At 71.5% G+C, this 18,300-nt stretch carries 18 protein-coding genes; 10 read left to right on the forward strand and 8 right to left on the reverse strand.

Annotated elements, in window-relative coordinates; all coding sequences use genetic code 11:
* Positions 1–3: 3 nt before the first annotated feature.
* Positions 4–774 (reverse strand): sporulation protein, encoded by a 771-nt coding sequence (locus tag HHX33_RS10460; protein ID WP_262367325.1) that lies wholly within the window; start codon positions 772–774, stop codon positions 4–6.
* A gap of 132 nt (positions 775–906) precedes the next feature.
* Here HHX33_RS10460 and HHX33_RS10465 point away from each other — a divergent pair, with 132 nt between their 5' ends.
* From HHX33_RS10465 to HHX33_RS10475, 3 genes are all read left to right on the forward strand, one after another.
* Positions 907–1,230, forward strand: coding sequence for a YciI family protein (locus HHX33_RS10465; protein ID WP_111699986.1), 324 nt, complete (start codon positions 907–909; stop codon positions 1,228–1,230).
* 13 nt (positions 1,231–1,243) lie between these two features.
* Positions 1,244–2,551, forward strand: a complete 1,308-nt coding sequence (locus tag HHX33_RS10470) for an RNA polymerase sigma factor (RefSeq protein WP_182874386.1) — start codon at positions 1,244–1,246, stop codon at positions 2,549–2,551.
* Positions 2,552–2,620: 69 nt separating this feature from the next.
* On the forward strand, positions 2,621–3,253 hold the full coding sequence (locus tag HHX33_RS10475) for a maleylpyruvate isomerase family mycothiol-dependent enzyme (protein ID WP_182874387.1): 633 nt from the start codon (positions 2,621–2,623) through the stop codon (positions 3,251–3,253).
* Here the strand turns inward: HHX33_RS10475 and HHX33_RS10480 are convergent, their stop codons facing one another.
* The gene (locus HHX33_RS10480) at positions 3,254–5,467 is read right to left on the reverse strand and encodes an NACHT domain-containing protein (protein ID WP_182874388.1); all 2,214 of its coding nucleotides are present in this window, start codon (positions 5,465–5,467) and stop codon (positions 3,254–3,256) included.
* 195 nt (positions 5,468–5,662) lie between these two features.
* Between HHX33_RS10480 and HHX33_RS10485 the strand changes: the two genes are divergently transcribed.
* The 7 genes from HHX33_RS10485 (at position 5,663) to HHX33_RS10515 (ending at position 12,721) form a co-directional block, all read left to right on the forward strand.
* Positions 5,663–6,955: an endo-1,4-beta-xylanase gene (locus HHX33_RS10485; RefSeq protein ID WP_182874389.1), complete on the forward strand. Its 1,293-nt coding sequence runs from the start codon at positions 5,663–5,665 to the stop codon at positions 6,953–6,955.
* A gap of 283 nt (positions 6,956–7,238) precedes the next feature.
* Positions 7,239–8,681, forward strand: coding sequence for a glutamine synthetase family protein (locus HHX33_RS10490; RefSeq protein WP_182874390.1), 1,443 nt, complete (start codon positions 7,239–7,241; stop codon positions 8,679–8,681).
* Positions 8,682–8,743: 62 nt separating this feature from the next.
* Positions 8,744–9,472 (forward strand): 2OG-Fe dioxygenase family protein, encoded by a 729-nt coding sequence (locus HHX33_RS10495; RefSeq protein WP_182874391.1) that lies wholly within the window; start codon positions 8,744–8,746, stop codon positions 9,470–9,472.
* A 64-nt stretch (positions 9,473–9,536) separates the two neighbouring features.
* Positions 9,537–9,953, forward strand: a complete 417-nt coding sequence (gene speD / locus HHX33_RS10500; protein ID WP_182874392.1) for an adenosylmethionine decarboxylase — start codon at positions 9,537–9,539, stop codon at positions 9,951–9,953.
* 78 nt (positions 9,954–10,031) lie between these two features.
* Complete coding sequence (locus tag HHX33_RS10505) at positions 10,032–10,424, forward strand: ester cyclase (protein ID WP_165900607.1); 393 nt, start codon at positions 10,032–10,034, stop codon at positions 10,422–10,424.
* A gap of 3 nt (positions 10,425–10,427) precedes the next feature.
* Entirely contained in the window at positions 10,428–11,657 is a 1,230-nt protein-coding gene (gene kynU / locus HHX33_RS10510; protein WP_182874393.1) for a kynureninase, read from the forward strand.
* Between the two features lie 59 nt (positions 11,658–11,716).
* Positions 11,717–12,721: a DMT family transporter gene (locus HHX33_RS10515; protein WP_182874394.1), complete on the forward strand. Its 1,005-nt coding sequence runs from the start codon at positions 11,717–11,719 to the stop codon at positions 12,719–12,721.
* On the opposite strand, the gene HHX33_RS37120 is transcribed toward HHX33_RS10515, so the two are convergent.
* From HHX33_RS37120 to mtnA, 6 genes are all read right to left on the reverse strand, one after another.
* Positions 12,630–13,370, reverse strand: coding sequence for a helix-turn-helix transcriptional regulator (locus HHX33_RS37120; RefSeq protein ID WP_182874395.1), 741 nt, complete (start codon positions 13,368–13,370; stop codon positions 12,630–12,632). The genes HHX33_RS10515 and HHX33_RS37120 overlap by 92 nt on opposite strands.
* Before the next feature lie 113 nt (positions 13,371–13,483).
* A complete protein-coding gene (locus HHX33_RS10525) occupies positions 13,484–14,329 on the reverse strand; it encodes an S-methyl-5'-thioadenosine phosphorylase (protein ID WP_182874449.1) in 846 nt (281 codons plus the stop codon).
* A gap of 83 nt (positions 14,330–14,412) precedes the next feature.
* The gene (mtnC, locus tag HHX33_RS10530) at positions 14,413–15,102 is read right to left on the reverse strand and encodes an acireductone synthase (protein ID WP_182874396.1); all 690 of its coding nucleotides are present in this window, start codon (positions 15,100–15,102) and stop codon (positions 14,413–14,415) included.
* Positions 15,099–15,674, reverse strand: coding sequence for a 1,2-dihydroxy-3-keto-5-methylthiopentene dioxygenase (locus tag HHX33_RS10535; protein WP_182874397.1), 576 nt, complete (start codon positions 15,672–15,674; stop codon positions 15,099–15,101). The genes mtnC and HHX33_RS10535 overlap by 4 nt, the downstream gene beginning before the upstream one ends.
* Complete coding sequence (mtnB, locus tag HHX33_RS10540; protein ID WP_182874398.1) at positions 15,671–16,342, reverse strand: methylthioribulose 1-phosphate dehydratase; 672 nt, start codon at positions 16,340–16,342, stop codon at positions 15,671–15,673. The genes HHX33_RS10535 and mtnB overlap by 4 nt, the downstream gene beginning before the upstream one ends.
* Entirely contained in the window at positions 16,339–17,892 is a 1,554-nt protein-coding gene (gene mtnA, locus HHX33_RS10545) for an S-methyl-5-thioribose-1-phosphate isomerase (RefSeq protein WP_182874399.1), read from the reverse strand. Before mtnA ends, mtnB begins: the two co-directional genes overlap by 4 nt.
* Positions 17,893–18,300: the final 408 nt, after the last annotated feature.

Here is an 18,300-nt window from a genome sequence, read left to right on the forward strand (position 1 = left end):
GGGTCAGAACCAGCCGCGGTGGCGGGCCATGGACGCCAGGCCGTCGCGCAGCGCCTGCTCCACCGCGCCCGGATGGTCGCCGTACCCGACCCGGAACCGGTTGTAGACGTCGTGACTCGAGGTGAGGAAGCCGCCCCTCTTGTCGGCCTCCAGGATCACGTCCATCGAGTGCGGCCCGGCGATGAAGGTCAGCTCGAGCTCGCTGAAGTGGCGCCGCCACTCGGAGCCCGCGTGATACTCGATCTCCTGGTAGAACGGCATGGACGAGCCCCGGATCGTCCCGCGTTCCAGGTCGGCCCGCTTGAAGTGGAAGCCCATGCGCATGAGCGCCCCCAGCAGGTGGTCCTGCGCGGGCAACGGGGCGACGTGCAGCGGGTCGAGGTCGCCCTTGTCGAGCGCGCCCGCGAGCGCGAGCTCGGTGGCCACGCCGAGACGCATGCCGGGCAGCGGACGCCCGCCGATCGCGCTGACCGGCGTCTCCCAGGGCACCGGGATCGCGAAGGGCAGCGTGCGCGCCTCTCCCGCCCGCAGGTCGAACGGCCCGGACACCGGCGCCCGCAGGAAGCTGTACGTGACGTGGTGTTCCTCGTCGCCGCGCTCGACCTCCACCACGGCGGTGAAGTCGACGGTGATCCCCTCCACCTTGTGGTCGGAGGAACCACCCCGGAAACGGACCTCGCCGTACAGGGTCTCCCCCGGGCGCACGTGCGGGTCACGCAGCACCGTGTCGACCTCGACCCCGGATCCCAGCGCGGCCATCAGCTTACGGAACACCGATCACTCCCTTCGTACGCGTACATCGCTCGGAACGACCCGTTCCCCCGCCGGGTTCCCGCCGGCGGTGTCCGTTCCGGGCCGTCCCGTTCGTCGTACGGTCAGGATGGGATGACGGCCCGAGGAGGACGGATGAAGTACGTGCTGCTGATCTGCGGCGACGAGTCGGCGGCGGAACACGCCGCCGACGGCTGCGGCGGGTGGTCGGAGACGATGCTGGAGCGCGGCGTGCTCCGGGGAGGGGCGGGGCTGCGCCCGCCGGACGACGCCACCACGCTGCGGGTGCGCGGCGGCGAGGTGCTGCTGTCTGACGGGCCGTTCGCCGAGACCAAGGAGCAGATCGGCGGGTTCTGCCTGATCGAGTGCGCCGACCTCGACGAGGCGATCGAGGTCGCAGCCGCCCACCCCGCCGCGGCGTACGGGACGATCGAGATCCGCCCGCTCGTGTCGCCGTGAGGCGTTCCCCGAGATGAGACCCAGAGCAACCCCGCCGAGAACCACCGCGCTCGAATCCACGACGGCCGGCGCCGCGCCGTCCCCGGTCGAGGCCGCCGTCGCCGAGGCGTTCCGGGAGGAGTGGGGGCAGCTCGTGGCGACGCTCATCCGCCGGACCGGCGACTGGGACCTGGCCGAGGAGTGCGTGCAGGACGCGTTCGCCCTGGCCCTGCGCGCCTGGCGGCGCGACGGCGTGCCACGCCGGCCCGGGGCGTGGCTGACCACCGCCGCGCGCAACCGGGCCGTGGACCGGCTGCGCCGCGAGGCGGCCGGCGCCGCCAAACTGCGGGAGGTCGCGAGCGCGATGCGGGAGGACGGCGTGCCGTACGGACCGGAGCCCGGCGACGAGCCGGACGTGCCCGACGACCGGCTGCGGCTGATCTTCACCTGCTGCCACCCGGCGCTCGCGCCGGAGGCCCGGGTGGCGCTGACCCTGCGGACCCTCGCCGGGCTCACCACCGCCGAGATCGCCCACGCGTTCCTGGTCGGGGAGCAGGCGATGGCCAAGCGCCTGGCCCGGGCCAAGCAGAAGATCCGGCACGCGGCGATCCCCTACCGGGTGCCGCCGGCGCATCTGCTGCCCGAGCGCCTCCCGGCGGTGCTCGCCGTGCTGTACCTGCTGTTCAACGAGGGCTACTCGGCGACGTCCGGCGCCGGACTGATGCGGCCGGACCTCGCCGCCGAGGCGATCCGGCTGGCCCGGGTGCTGGTGCGGCTGATGCCGGACGAGCCGGAGGCGGCGGGCCTGCTCGCGCTCATGCTGCTGCACCACGCCCGCCGCGCCGCCCGCCTGGACGGGGCCGGCGACCTGGTGGTCCTGGAGGAGCAGGACCGCACCCTGTGGGACGCCGCACGGATCGCCGAGGGCGTCGCCCTCCTTGACGGCGCGCTGCGGCGGGGCCGCCCCGGCCCCTACCAGGTGCAGGCCGCCATCGCCGCCTGTCACGCCACCGCCGCCCGCCCGGAGGACACCGACTGGGCCCAGATCTCCGTCCTGTACGCGCGGCTCGCGGGCCTGGTCCCGTCCCCCGTCGTGGAGCTCAACCGGGCGGTGGCGGTGGGGATGTCGGCCGGTCCCGCCGCCGGTCTGGCGTTGCTCGACGCGTTGCGGGAGTCGGGGGCGCTGGCCGGTTACCACCTGCTGCCCGCCGCCCGGGCCGACCTGCTGCGCCGTCTCGGCCGTACGGCCGAGGCGGGCGACGCCTACCGGGAGGCGATGGGCCTGGCCCCGACCGGCGCGGAACGCCGCCATCTCGCCCGCCGCCTCGCGGCCCTGGAGTAGGTGTCCGTCCGGGCCGTTCCCGTTCGTCGGCAGGACGTACAGGTGGACGACCGGAAGGACGGCGGACAGATGGGAACGGACATACGGCGGCTGATCGCGGCCGAGCGCCGCGAGCTGGCGGACCTGCTGAGCGAGCTGCCGCCGCGGGCGTGGGACGCGCCATCGCTGTGCGCGGGCTGGCGGGTCCGGGAGGTGGTGGCGCACCTGACCCTGCCCTACCGCCACTCGGGGCCGCGCGTGCTGGCCGGCCTGGTCGCGGCCCGGGGCAACTTCGACCGGCTGGCCGACCGGCTCGCCCGCCGCGACACGGCCTCGCTGACCGCGGAGGAGCTAAGCGCGTGCCTGCGGGACAACGCCGAGCACCCGTGGCGGCCCCCGGGCGGCGGCTTCGAGGGCGCGCTGTCGCACGACGTGATCCACGGGATGGACATCACGGTGGCTCTGGGGATCGACCGGCGGGTTCCCGCCGAACGGCTGCGTGTGCTGCTCGACGGCGCGCTGTCGCCGAGGGCCCGCCGTTACTTCGGCGTCGATCTCGACGGGATCGAACTGCGGGCCGACGACGTGGACTGGTCGTTCGGGTCCGGCGTCCCGCTCACCGGCGCGGCGCAGGACCTGGTCCTGGTGCTGTCCGGCCGCAGGCTGCCGGAAGGACGGCTGCGCGGCGAGCCCAGCGCCCGTTTCACCCGCCGAGCGGTCTGATCACCGGTTCTCGCCGGGGTGACGGTGCAGGTGGGCGAGGCGGTCCTGGAGCCTCTCGTGCCGGAACCGGTACACCGGCCCCACCTGGCGGAGCAGGCCGACCCGATGGGCGTCCTCCAGGAGGGTCATCAGCCGGAGCGGGACGCGGCGCCGGGCGCGGAGCATGGCGACGGCCACCAGGTAGGTCGAGCTGGCGCCGGTGAACCCGAAGGTCAGCGTGAACACGACGCCGCCGGCGAGGCCGAAGGCGATCCCGGCCTCGGCTCCGCGCAGCAGCCCGGAGAACCCGTCCACGAGCGTGCCGGCGACGCCGAAGGCGAGGCCGAGCGCCGTGCCGAACGTGAGGGACCTGCCGTACACGAGCCGGAGGTCCCGCCGGAGCGTGGTCACCGGGCCCTGCGGCCGGTCGTTCGTCAGGGGGGTCGTCACCCACTTGTTCAGCCCGAGGGTGACGCCGCCGATGGCTCCCACGACGAGCCCGTAGAGGACCAGGCCGCCGACCTCGGAGGACATGCCCGCGACCCGCCACAGGGCGAACGCCGCGACCATGCCGACCGGGAGCACCGTCACCAGCCCGAGCGCAAGCTGCCCGGCGAGGCCGGTGACGTTGCCCCGCCAGCGCAGGTTCGCGTACGCCGGCTCCAGCGAGTAGCCCTTGAGGCGCTCCAGGATGATCCCGCCGGTCAGCCCGCCCACGAGGCCGCCCACCGGTCCCCCGGCGAGGCCGAACAGCAGGGCGTCCCGCAGGCTGCCCGCGTGCGGGCTGCGCAATGCCACGACGGCGTCGCTGACCAGTCCCACGGTCGTCCCGACCGTCAGGCCGACGGAAACGCCGCCGATCAGGATGCTCGTACGCCGCGGCACCGACCGGTGGAGGTGCCACCAGCGGAAGTCCCTGCTGCCGGTCTCGGACATGTGGTGCGCGACGAAGGCCAGCCGGCCGCGGGCCTCCTCCGGGTCCCACGACCGCTGAGGGCGGAACGGATGGTCGTGTTCGTGCCGCTCGTCGGGGTCGTCGTCCGGCGGGGCGGCCGAGAACGTCGCCTGGACGAGGTTGTCGAGCAGGTGCTCGGTGACGGCGTCCGCCGTGTCGAAGCGTCCGGAGTCGCACAGCGGCGCCGGGTTGGCGCGGGTCTCGATGTAGACCTTGTAGAGCAGCCACACGACCAGCGGCGTGGAGAGCGCCTCGGCCAGCGGGCCGTCCGGCTCGCTCTTCAGCGCGGCCAGCAGCTCCGCCCAGCCGGCTCGCTGGCCGGGCGCGAGCCGGTCGAGGAGATAGGAGATGACGTCGGCGCTCTTCACCGGCCTGGGCTCGATGACGGCCGCGCCGGCCAGCGGCGCGCCACCGCCCCCGTTCACGGCGGCCAGGTACTCCGACGTACGGCAGGTGAGGATGAGCGCCTCGACGGCCGAGGCGTCGTTCAGGGCGTCGACCACCTTGGAACGCACCGGGCGCGGCAGTTCGTCGAGGCCGTCGAGGACGGGCAGGATCCGGCGGTACGTCACGAGGCCGCGCGCCGCGTCGGGGCCGAAGCCGGACGCGCGCAGCGCCGGGTAGTTCTCCCGCAGCCGCCTGGCCAGCCAGCGGTGGACGGGCTCGTCCGACGGGTCCCACCCGGACATCGACAGCAGCACGGGCACCGGGTCGCCCTCCCGGTGCTCCTTCAGCAGCTCGCTGAGCAGCAGGACGGCCAGCGTGGTCTTGCCCATGCCGACCTCGCCGATGATCACGAGCCGGCGCCGCGCGAGCTTGCGGAACCGTCCGGCCATCTCGGGCATCCGGTCGGTGCGCCCGTCGAACCGCACCCTGCCGAGGCCGAACCAGGAGCGCAGCAGCCGCGCCCCGTCGATCCGCTCGTCCTGGTCCATCACGTCGAGACCGGAGATCTTCCAGCGGACGGGCAGCCGGGCGGGCTGGTCGAGCTCACGCATGACGATCTCCTCGCGCCACTGCTCCCGCACCAGCACCCGCAGCGTCCGCTCGGCGCGGTCGATCTGCTCGATCGTGCTCGTCCCGCCCGGCTGCCGCTGCCGCCAGCTGCTGATCAAGGGCGGGACCAGGGCGAACACGGCGAGGGCCACGCTCGCGAGCTGGGCCCAGTTGGCCGCGGCGTCGGAGTCGGAGAGTTTCGTCAGGCCGTAGCCGAGGCCGCCGACGGCGACCAGCCCCGCGGAGGGAAGGGCGACGCGCCGCCACCCGGCCGGGACTCTCATGCGCTCATCGTGACAGTGGGTGCACTTTCTGGCGATAGCGCGATGCGCATTCCGACTGTTGTCTGCACCTTTCAGACAGCCTGGGCCTTTCCAAGCACAAGCGATACTGTGCACTGGATCATGAGACCCCTCCGGCGGGAGCGTGGAGGCTCTCGGAGAGGGTCCTCCACCCCGCGCACTCCCTGGAGGCCGCCCATGTCGTCGCGCCCCGCCTTCGACCCCTCCGGCTTCGACCCCTCCGCCTTCGACCCCGACCCGTTGATCAGGAAGCACCGCACCGCGGACGCCACGCTGACCGTGACCGCGCAGGGCGCGCCGCTGGCCGGTCGGGAGGTGGTCGTCGCGCAGCGGCGGCACAGGTTCCTCTTCGGCTGCACCGGCGGCGACTTCATCCCGCTGGCGAACGGCGAGGCCCCCGCGCCGGACCAGCCGCCCGCCACCGGCTCCCAGGCAGTCGCCGACCTGTGGCTCGACGTCTTCAACTTCGCCACGCTGCCCTTCTACTGGGGGTGGTTCGAGCCCGAACGCGGCCGTCCGGACACCGAGCGGACACTCACCGCCGCGCGGTGGTTCGCCGACCGGGGGTGCGGGGTGAAGGGCCACCCGCTGGCCTGGCACACCGAGACGGCCGGCTGGCTGATGGACCTGCCGAACGCCGAGATCGCCAAGGCGCAGGCGGACCGCATCCGGCGCGAGGTGACCGAGTTCGCCGGCGTGATCGACATGTGGGACGTCGTCAACGAGGTCGTGATCATGCCGATCTTCGACAAGTACGACAACGGCATCACCCGGATCTGCCGGGAGATGGGCCGCATCCCGTTGGTCCGGATGGTCTTCGACGCGGCCCGCGAGGCCAACCCGCGCGCCACGCTCCTGCTCAACGACTTCGACATGTCCGCGGCGTACGAGTGCCTGATCGAGGGCGTGCTGGAGGCGGGCGTCGAGATCGACGTGCTCGGCCTGCAGAGCCACATGCACCAGGGCTACTGGGGCGAGGAGAAGACGCTCGCGACCATCGACCGCTTCGCGCGGTACGGCCTGCCCATCCACTTCACCGAGACGACGATCGTCTCCGGCCACATCATGCCCGAGGAGATCGTCGACCTGAACGACTACCAGATCCCCGAGTGGCCGACGACCCCCGAGGGGGAGGCCCGCCAGGCCGACGAGGTCGTGCGCCACTACAAGACGCTGCTGTCGCACCCGTCGGTCGAGGCGATGACCTACTGGGGGCTGTCGGACGGCGGCTGGCTCGGCGCGCCGGGCGGCTTCGTCCGGGTCGACGGCACGCCCAAGCCGTCGTACGAGGCGCTGCGCTCGCTCGTCAAGGGCGAGTGGTGGCTGCCGCCCACGACGATGGTCACCGACGACGACGGCCGGGTGCGCTTCACCGGCTTCCTCGGCGAGTACGAGGTGTCGGCCGGCGGGCGGACGGCCGTGTTCTCCCTGGACGAGCCGGGCGAGGCCGCGGTAGGTGCGGAGATCTGACGTCTCCCGCGCATCCTGTGACCCTGAGCGCCGCTCCCCGCCCACGGGGGGCGGCGCTCCGCCGTCCGGATGACGAATGCCTGCGGCGCCGCCGGAACACACGGCGAAAAGGCCCGCCGCAGGAAGCTGCAATGGGGAACTCCTTGACGCGGATTCGTGTCCCGACTTTGGATATTTACTGTCGCTGACAACCACCGTTCCCCCCGGAGGCGCAAATCTCCAGCCGGACCATGTCCACGTCACTCGCCGGAGCAGGAAACCCCACGCCTCGGAAGGAAAGGCGATGACGGGAATCGACGATTTCCTGAACAGGCAGGGCCGGGCGGACGACGTCGCCCACGCCCGCAAACTCATCGACACTTTCGAAATCGAATACATCTATGTGCAGTACGTGACGGTGACGGGCAGAGTGGTCGGCAAGGGCATGCCGGCCGCGCACTGGGAGCGGGTGGCCGAGCGCGGAGTGCAACTCGTCTACGGCTCGACCGCGAACGTCTCGGCCGGACGGACCGGACGCTATCTCGGTTACGGTCCGGAGGCCTCGGAACTGGTCGCCGTCCCCGAACCCGACACCTTCGCGCGGCTCCCCTGGGACGGCCGGGTGGCGAGGGTCTTCGCCAGGCTCTTCCGCAACCGGGAGGAGGAGCACGAGCCGGGCGCCCCGCTGACGTCCGACTGCCGGGGCAACCTGGCCCGGATGACGGCCGGCTTCGCGGACCGGCACGGGCTCGAACTGCGGATCGGGACCGAGCCGGAGATGATGTGGCTGCGCCGCGACGGTGCGGAACTGGTGGGCGCCTCGAAGCCCTACTGCTACCACATCGACCAGTTCGAGGAACTGCGCGACGTGATGCTCAGGGTGCTGCGGTACGCGCGGGAGATGGGCCTGGACATGATCCAGGGTGACCACGAGGACGCGCCGGGGCAGCTGGAGCTCAACTTCGCCTTCGACGAGCCGCTCCGCAACGCGGACAGGCTGATCACCTACCGCCAGATCTGCCGGCAGGTGGCCCGCGAGTTCGATCTCGTCGCGTGTTTCATGACCAAGCCATTCATGGGACTGTCGGCGTCCGGCTGTCATCACAACTTCTCGCTCTGGAGCGGTGGCGAGGACGCTCCGATGGCCGACGCTCCGGACGCCGCCGGGAGGAACGTCGCCGCCTATCGCCGAGGCGGCCGCAACCTCTTCCCGCGCGCGGACGGCGGCGGCCTGAGCGAGGAGGCGCTGCACTCGGTCGGCGGGGTTCTCGCGCATCTCCCGGCCCTGACCGCGCTCGCCGCGTCCACGGTCAACTCCTACCGCCGCATGTGGGACAGCGGGCTGTGGGCGCCCTTCACCCGTGGGTGGGGACACCAGAACCGGACGTGCGCTCTGCGGGTGTCCGCGCCGGACCGGATCGAGTACCGGGCCGCCGACTCGATGGTGAATCCGTACCTGATGGCGGCCGGGCTGCTCGCCGCCGTCGGCGACGGCCTCCGTTCCAAGCTGCCCGCGGGCGAGCCGACCACCGCGAACACCTACGAGTCGGACGCCGCCCGAGCCGACCGGCTGCCGATGAACCTCGGCGAGGCGCTGGCCGCGCTCCACGACGACGCGCTCGTCCGCTCCGCGCTCCACGGCGACCTCTACTCGGTGTTCCGTGACCACAAGCAGGACGAATGGGAGCGCTTCCTGGCGACGACCACCTCCTGGGACTTCGACGCCTACCTCGACTACGTGCCATGACTCGCGGGTCCCCGATGGGACTCACCGGAACCGCGGCCCGCCACAGCGAATGAGGACGACAGATGGCAACGAGCACCGAACTCTTCGGCCCACTCTCCCCCGATCGTTTCGTCGACGATCCGGTCATCCTGCTCCCCGGCCGTGCCGCCGCGTTCCGGGGAAGCCTGGGAGCAGGACTGCACGAGCTCTGCGAGGACTTCGAGGATCTGCCCGACGATCTCTGGCTCAAGACCGACTACGTCTTCCGGCAGCGCCGGTTCAGCCTGTTCAAGGTGGACACCGCCGGGCACCGCGTGGAGCGGCTCGAGGAAAGGCCGTTCTTCCAGAGCGTCGACCTGAATCCGTACGCGGGCGGGATGGAGCGGAGGTTCGCCCCGCTCGCCGAGCGCACGGCCGCCAACCCCTTTCTCCACCGGCTCATGTGGGACGTCCTCGCCGTGCTGCCGCCCGAGCGGGTGTCGGCGGCCAAGGAGTGGGAGATCGGCGTCCACCTGATGCGCATCCTGGCCCGCCCCGGCCAGCCGGGCTATCCGGCCCCGGAGGGGATGCATCACGACGGGCACGCGTTCACCTCGATCACACTCGTCGATCGGAGGTCGGTCGAGGGCGGGTGCAGCATGTTCGCCGACCTCGACGGCCGCGTCTACCGGACGCTGGAGCTCGAGACGCCGGGCGACACCGTCGTCTTCGAAGATCCGCGCTGTCTGCACGACGTGACGCCGGTGACCGTGGCCGAGGGGGACGACCTGGCGGTCCGGGACGTCTGCGGATTCTCGCTGAACCCCCTGTGACCCGGCACTCCTCCACGCCGGCATGCCGGTGAAACGACCGTGAACTCCTCAAGGAGAGTCCCTGATGTCGCACGCCTCGGCGGGTCCGCTTTCCTCAGACGAAGCCGCCGGCATCCACATCCTGGCCGACCTGATCGGTGCCAGCAGACTCGACGACCCCGAGCACGTCGAGAAGGTGCTCCGCGAATGCGTGACGGCCGCGGGCGCGTCCCTGCTCTACGTCTACGTGCACCACTTCGACCGTGGCGAAGGGGTGTCCGGGGTCGCCGTACTGGCCGAATCGCACATCAGCATCCACAGCTGGCCGGAATACCGGTTCGCCGCCATCGACATCTTCATGTGCGGTTCCGCCCAGCCCGACAAGGCGCTTCCCGTCCTCGACGCGGGTTTCCGGCCCACGGAAATGGTCACCCGCAGGTTCGAGCGCGGGAAGGGCGGCCTGCAGGGCGAGATCTTCGAATCACTCGACCTTCTTAAATAGGCCCCGGGACTCCCGGACGTATTTCGAGAGGTGTGCTCTCTGATGCCCAGTTCCGTATCGTCGGCACAGCGCAGCCTTATGCGGCACGTATATGAGGAGATCTGGATCGGCGAGCTCTGGAACCGCGGAGATCCCGCGGGCGGCCGGGCACTCGCGGAGCATTTCGTCGACCACCGGCCGATCGACGCCTTCCCGAACACCAAGGAGGGCCACATCGCCATGGCCCTGGACTGGCACCAGGCCTTTCCCGACTACCGGTTCCTGATCGAGGACGTGATCGTGGAGGGCGACAGGCTGGTGGCCCGGTACGTCTCCTGCGGCACCCACCTGGGGGTGCTGTCCGGGATCCCCGGGACCGGTCGCAAGGTTTCGCTCACCGGCATCGACATCATGCGGTTCGACGGCGAACACCTCGCCGAGTGGTGGCACAACGAGGACATGTTCGGCATGATGCAGCAGATCACGGACTGAGCGATGGCGGCCCTCGACAGATCCTTCTTCGAAGCCCTGGACCAGGCCGACCCGCTGTCGTCGTTCCGCGCCAGGTTCGATCTGCCCGGCGATCGCGTCTTCCTCAACGGGAACTCGCTGGGCGCGCCTCCCAAGAGCACGTGGAACCGGCTCTCCGGACTCGTCGGGCAGGACTGGCGCGACGACATGAACTCCGGCTGGTGGAAGCACGGCTGGCTCGACCTGCCCCGTACGGTGGGAGACCGCATCGGACGGCTCGTCGGCGCCGGGCCCGGGCAGGTCGTGGTGGGCGAGTCCACCTCGGTCAACCTCTTCAAGCTGCTCTGCGGCGCGTTGCGGAGCAGCACCCGGCGGACCGTCCTCACCGATTCCGGCAACTTCCCGAGCGACCTCTACATAGCGGACGGAATCGCCGCCCATGTCCACCCGGACGCCCGGGTGCGCCGGGTCCCCGCCCCGGATCTCCTCGACGCGCTGGACGACGACGTCGCCGTGGTCATGCTGAGCCACGCCGACTACCGGACGGCCGAGATCCTGCCGATGAAGGAGATCGACGAGCGGGCGCACGCCGCGGGCGCCCTGGTCCTGTGGGACCTGTCGCACAGCGCGGGCGTGGTGCCGCTGGCCCTGGACGCCGACGGTGCGGACCTGGCGGTCGGGTGCGGATACAAGTACCTCAACGGCGGACCGGGCGCGCCCGGCTACATGTACGTCGCCTCGCGGCTGCTCCCCGGATTCGAGCAGCCCATCACCGGCTGGCTCGGCCACGCGGATCCGTTCGCCTTCGAAGCGGAGTACCGCCCCGACCCCGGCGTCGGACGCCTGACCACGGGCTGTCCCCCGCTGCTCAGCCTGGTCGCGCTCGACGAGGGTGTCGCGCTGGCCTGCGAGGCCGATCCCGGCATGGTGCGGGCCAAGTCGACCGCGCTCACCGGCTGGCTCATCGAGCTGACGACCGGGCGGCTGGGCCCGCTCTCGGTCGAGGTGCCGACCCCCGCCGACCCCGCCCGCCGGGGCGGACACGTCGCGCTCCGGCACCCGGCCGCGGAGCGGCTCGCGCGGGGCCTCGCGGCCCATGGAATCGCGGTGGAGTTCCGGTCGCCCGAACTCCTGCGTCTGGCCCCGTCTCCGTTGTTCAATCGCTATGTCGATGTATGGGACGCTGTCGCGGTCCTGGAGCGGCTCCTGACGAGCGAGCACCGCTCCCTGACGTACGGAGCCGCCGGCGGGTGACCGGACGCGTGCCGACGGGGCTCGCGGCCGAGCCGCCGGCCGAGGGATGGAGGAGACGGATGCGACCGGGCGGGCTGGCAGGCAGGCTTTACGGATCCCCGGTTCCGCTTCTCTGTCTCGCCGTGCTCGGCTGGTCGGGCAACTTCATCGTCGGGAGGCTCGTCCACGACTCGGTCCCGCCGGCGACCCTGGCCTTCCTGCGCTGGCTGACGGCGTTCGTCGTCCTCCTCCCGTTCGGATGGCGGAAGCTGCGGCAGGATCGGCGGATCCTCGTCCGGCACTGGGTGACGGTGCTGGCGCTGTCGATCTTCGGCGTCGCCGCGTACAACACCCTCATCTACACCGGGCTGCAGACGACCACGGCGATCAACGCGCTGCTGATGCAGTCGGTCATGCCGCTACTGATCGTGGTGTTCGCGTTCGCGTTGTTCCGCGAGCGGCCGGGCGTGGCCCAGGTGGCAGGGCTCGTCGTCTCCCTGGCCGGGGTCTGGCTCGTGGTCACCCAGGGCAGCCCGCTGGGGTCCGTTGGCCTGCGGCTGCGGGCGGGCGACGGATGGATCTTCGTGGCCGTGGTGAGCTACGCCCTCTACACCGCCCTGCTGCGCCGCAGGCCCCAGGTGAACCCGGTGAGCCTCCTGACGGCCACGTTCGGCCTCGGCGCTCTCATGCTGGCGCCCCTGGCCGTGGCCGAAGCCGCCGGCGGGCACGTCGTCCACGTCACCGCGGGGGCCGTCGCCGCCGTCGCCTACGTGGCTCTGATCCCCTCGATTCTTTCCTACTTCTGTTACAACCGCGGAGTCGAGCTCGTCGGCGGGGCGCGGGCGGGGCAGTTCCTCCATCTGATGCCGGTCTTCGGAGCGGTGCTGGCCTTCTTCGCCCTCGGGGAGCGCATCCACGCCTTCCACGTGGCGGGCGCCGCGCTGATCGCGGCGGGCATCGCGGTGGCGGCCGTCCGTCGCGCCGGCGACCGCCTCACCGCCGCCGGGAAGAGTCCCCGGCCAGTCCCGTCCGAGCCGCGTACACCCCCGCCTGGAAGCGACTCCTGGCGCCGAGCACCTTCATGATCCGTGCGACGTGCGCCCGGCAGGTACGCAGGGAGATCCCGAGCTTGCGGGAGACCACCTCGTCCTTCTCACCCTGGGCCAGCAGCCGGACGATGTCCCGCGCGAGGTCGCTCTCGATGAACTCGTCCGCCTCGCCCCCCTCCCCCGCCGCGGCGACGGGCCTGCCTCCCGACCAGTAGAAGCGGTGCTGCGCCCGGAAGTACTCGACCGCGGCGGGAGCCCGCGTCATGACCGCGCCGGGCTCGTCCTCGGCCAGCGCGTCCCGGGGGAAGAAGACCACGTCGTCGTAGATGACGAAACGGTGGGGCGACTGGTCGCAGCCGCGGATCTCGGCACCCAGGCCGCGGGCGGCGTCGACGTACCAGGTCAGGCGGGTGCTGGCGATCATCGAGTGCTGCCAGCAGACCTTCATCCGAGCGCCTCGCGCGACGGCGCCGAAGTCCCGCTCGGCCGAGCCGCGCAGGACGCTCTGCGAGGGGAAGCCGCAGGCGTAGACCGCCAGCACCTCGCCGGTGCACCGCTTCGCGGCGTCGGCGAGGTGCGCCTGCACGGCCTCGGCGGTGCTCAGCAGTTCGAGGCCGACGACGTCTTTCCGCGCGATCATCCGGTGGAACTCGATCGAGGATTGATCCAGGTCGAGCGTGGACACGTGAGATCGACACTCCTCAGTTGGGACGGACGGGTGCGGGTGGGTCACCACGGTCACATCGACCCCGTCACGACCGGCACCCCGGGCGAGGCCTCGCCCGGACCACGCGACGATCAGTGCCGGCCCGGCAGCGTGAAGGGAAGTTCGATGCCGTCGTGGGCGTGCGCGCAGAGACAGTTCCTCTCGGTGGGCAGCGCCCGCACGACCTCGCGCAGGAGACCCCGCAGCCGCTCGATGTTGGCCGAGAAGACACGGAAGACCTCCGCCTGGCTCACCGCGCTCTCCGCGTCGATGCCGGCGTCGAAGTCGGTGACGAGCGCGACGGGCGTGTAGCACAGCGCGAGCTCCCTGGCGAGGACGGCTTCCGGGTGGCCGGTCATGTTGACCAGGGACCACCCCTGCCGGGCGTACCACTGGGACTCCGTGCGGGTGGAGAAACGCGGCCCCTCGACGACGACCATGGCGCCGCCGTCGACGATCTCGCCCCAGGACTCGGTGGCCGTCTTCACCACGATGCCGCGGCCGACCGGGCAGTACGGATCCGCAAACGGCACGTGTACGGCACCGGTGTCGAAGTAGGTCTGGGCCCGGCCGCTGGTGCGGTCGACGAGTCCGTCGGGGACGACGAGCGTGCCGGGGCCGTGCTCCGGCCGGAGCGAGCCGACCGCGCAGGGCGCGAGGACCTGCCGGACCCCGAGCGACCGCAGCGCCCACATGTTCGCGCGGTAGTTGATGCGATGCGGAGGATGCTCGTGGCCACGGCCGTGGCGCGGGAGAAAGGCCACCATTCGTCCGCCGACCCTGCCGACGGCGACCGCGTCGGAGGGCTCGCCGTACGGGGTCGTCAGCCGGAACTCCTGGGGGTCCTCGATGAAGGAGTAGAAGCCGCTGCCGCCGATGACGGCGATCTCCGCGACGGGAGCCTCGCCGGAGCCCCGCGCAGTGGTGTGGTCAACCATGATCACCTTTCCAAGGGTGTCGTCGGACGCGGCCCGAGGGTGGGAGGGGATGCGGCCGCCGTCGCGGGGAGGGGAGGGCGCGGCTACCAGGCCGCCGCCTCCGCCACCTCGTGGAAGCCGGTCACCTGGACGTGCCCCGGTGCCGGGGCCGCCCCCTCCTCGGGACGGAGAACCTGTGCCGTCCGCCAGCCCGCCCGCCGGGCGGCGTCCAGTTCGTCCGGCGTGTCGGAGAGGAACAGCGTCCGCGGGCCGGGAACGCCGATGGCGGCCGTGATGGCGGCGTAGGAGGCCGCCTCTCGCTTGGGGCCGGCGTTGCGGATGTCGAAGTACCCCGAGAGGCACTGGGAGAGATCGCCGTACGGGGTATGGCGGAACCACAGGCGCTGCGCCAGCACGGACCCCGAGGAGTACACGTACAGCCGGCGCCCGTGCGCGTGCCAGTCCCGCAGGGCGTGGGGCACGTCCGGGTAGAGGTGCGAGGTCAGTTCCCCGGAGGTGAATCCGGCCTCCCAGATGAGCCCCTGCAGGGTCTTGAGCGGAGCCGCCTTGACGTCCGCGTCGATCCAGCCGCGAAGGATGGCGGCGACCTCGCTGAGGGACGCGCCCGGACGACCGGCCACGGCGCGAACCTCCTCGACGATCGCGGCGACGCCGGGGTCCGGTCTCCGGATCCACTCGGGGACGCGCCTGCGGGAGTAGGGGAAGAGCTGGGTGTGGACATGGGAGCCGGAACTCGTGGTTCCTTCGATGTCCACCACGATGGCGTCGCTCACGGGACCGGCGCGAGCAGCTCGTCGAGATAGGGGATACGGGTGGCGATCGGGTTCCCCGTGAATTCGGCGAGCCAGCCGTCCTCCTCCTGGAAGAACCGGATGGCGCAGAAATGCGGCGCCCGGCCCATGTCGAACCAGTGCCGGGTGCCCGCCGGCACTCCCAGCAGGTCTCCGGCCTCGCAGACCACCGCGTACACCCGGTCGTCCAGGTGGAGATAGAAGCAGCCGCGCCCTTCGACGAAGAAGCGCACCTCGTCCTCGGCGTGGGCGTGCTCGCTGAGGAACTTCTCCCTCGCCTGGGCGATCTCCGCCTCCCGGGACGCGTCCGCCTCTCCGGGGTGCATGCGCACCACGTCCACCAGCCGGTAGCCGTTCTCCGCGCTGAGCCGGTCGACGTCGGCGCGGTAGGCCTCCAGCACCTCGTCCTGGCCCGCGGTGGAGGACAGCCGGGCGGCGGCGGCCCACTGCTCGAATCGGATTCCCAGAGGTGCCAGTCGCCGGGCGATCTCGCTCTGATCCCTGGTCCGGGAGAGGGGACGGCCGTCTTCGGCGAAGACGCGGAGCATGGTCATGGAGTCTCCTGAATCGTTGTAGCCATGGAGTTCAGATACCGGAGCCGGCACAGTGCCTCCAGGCATTCCAGCCGGTCACGGGCGCTGTCCAGGTCGGGCCCCCAGGCGGTCGCCCCGTGATGGGCGATCAGCAGCACGGTGGGGAATCCCGGCGGCAGGCCGGTGAAGTGCGTTTCGATGTCCTCGCCGATCCGGGCGACCCGAGGCCAGTTGGGGAACACCGGGACCGCCACCTCGGCCGGATCACGGACCCCGAACCCCTTGATGAGCTCGAAGTCGCGGAAGCGGATGAGGGGAATCTCCGCCTCCGTATCGCTCTCCCACGCATGGGCCGCGGCGACGGTGGCGTAGGGCGGGTGCGCGTGCACGACCGCGCCGCAATCGCCGAAGAGGCGTAACAGCGCCATGTGGATCGCGGTCTCCGCCGAGGGCCGGGGCGCGTCCGGCCTGACCGGCGCCCCCGTCGCGATGCGGACCTCCACCGTGTCGGCCGCCGTGAGCCTGCCCTTGCCGCGGCCACTGGCCGTTATCAGCGCATGGCCGGCCTCGTGTGACAGGCGCGTGGACAGATTGCCCGCCGTCCCCTCCATCCAGCCTCGCGCGTACAGTTCACGGGCCGTCTCCGCCAGGGACCGGGCGGCGACGTCGTGGTCCACGTTCGTGATCACTGGGCACCTCCCACCGTGTGCACCGCGAAGACCTGCGACGGGTAGAGTCGCCGCCGCCCGGCCAGCGCGGCGATCTCCAGTACGACTCCGTGCCCGCAGACCCGCCCCCCGCCGGCCGTGACCAGCTTCTCCGCGGCGGCCAGGGTCCCCCCGGTGGCCAGCACGTCGTCCACGACGAGCACCCGCGCGTCCGGAGGGATCCGATCGCGCTGTATCTGCAGAGTGTCGGTCCCGTACTCCAGGTCGTAGGAGACGGTGTGCAGGGGGCCGGGGAGTTTGCCGGGCTTGCGGCACAGCGTCAGCGGTTTCGCCGACGCCTGTGCCACCGCCGTGCCGAGCAGGAATCCGCGCGCCTCGACGGCGAGAACGTGATCGAAGCGCCCCCTGTACGCGCCGGCCAGAGCATGCGCCAGGTCCCGCACCAACCGGGGCTGCGCGTAGACGCCCGACAGGTCCTGGAAGCGGACTCCGGGGAAGGGGAAGTCGGCGACCTCCCGGGTCTGTGCCGCCACCCGCTCCGCCAGGGAATCCCGGTCGCCGTCTGCCTGGGGGCGTATCACCCGCCGTTCCGTGACTATGGCGGTGATCAGCTCCGCGGGTGTGACGTCGAACGCGGGGTTGAACACCGCGGAGCGGGCGGGGGCCACCTGGACCCCGCCGAAGCCGGTCACCTCCTCGGGGCCCCGCTCCTCCAGCACGATCCCCGATCCGTCGGCCAGGGTCGGGTCACACGTGGACTCCGGCGCGACGACGATGAAGGGGACACCGTGACGGGCCGCGGCCAGGGCGAGCCCGTAGGTGCCGATCTTGTTGGCGACGTCGCCGTTCACCGCGATCCGGTCCGCCCCCACGAGCACGCAGTCGACCAGTCCCCGCGCCATGGCGGCGGCCGCGGCGGCGTCCACGCACAGCCTGTGGGGCACGCCCGCCTCGCCGAGCTCCCAGGTGGTGAGACGCGCCCCCTGGAGCAGGGGCCTGGTCTCGTCGACCAGCACCTCCTCGACCCGGCCCCGGCCGGCCAGTTCGAGAATGGCGCCGAGAGCGGTGCCGACCGCGGCGGTGGCCAGGCGGCCGGTGTTGCAGTGGGTGAGAATCCGGGCAGGGCGATCCCCCGTCAGGGAGATCACCAGATCCGCGGCCCGTCCGGCGGCCGACCGGTTGGTCGCGGCGTCCTCGTCGAGCATGGCCAACGCCTCGGCCAGAACGCCTTCCGGGCCGTCCGGGAGACGGCGCAACGCCCGGCTCACCCCCCAGCGGAGGTTGACCGCGGTGGGCCGCGCCTCGGCCAGGAGCGTGGCGTCGCGGTGGACGGCCCGCACGTCGACGGTCTTCCCGTCGGAATGCCGCCACACGGACAGCGCCACTCCCAGCGCTCCGGCCAGCCCGATCGCCGGGGCCCCGCGGATCGCGAGGGACCGGATGGCCTCCACCAGGTGCTCGACCGATTCCAGCCGCAGCAACCGGTACTCATGGGGAAGCGCGCGCTGGTCCACGGCGACCACCGCGCCGTCGTCCCAGCCGAGTGAGGTCGTCAGCCGGTTCCCGGCCATCAGATCTCCCCCTCCGCACGGACAGGGTGGATCACGGGGGCCATGCCCCGGCGCGTCGCGGGAGGGAATTCCGGAAATTCATCGTCGTACGGACGCCGACGCACGCGTTTTTCCCTCGTCATGGAACCCCCGAATACTTCGACAGCCCTGCCGCGCCACGCGGACCGAAGGGATGGGAACGAAACCGACAATCCTGACATATACCTTAATATTGAGTGTAAGGATCAGTCAACCCGGCGCTCGAAAAGCTAACGCACCACCGGAATCGTCGATGACAGCCCTATCGGGAAGGTCGCATTCCGTCACGCTTTGCCGCGAATCGCGGACTCATCCGGAAATGAAGGACTAAGAAAGACCGATATATTTCCGGTCCCGGACGGCGGCGGCGTCGGCCCATATCAGGGCCTG

The organism is Microbispora sp. H10670, assembly GCF_014161385.1.
GTDB classification, from domain to species: domain Bacteria; phylum Actinomycetota; class Actinomycetes; order Streptosporangiales; family Streptosporangiaceae; genus Microbispora; species Microbispora triticiradicis.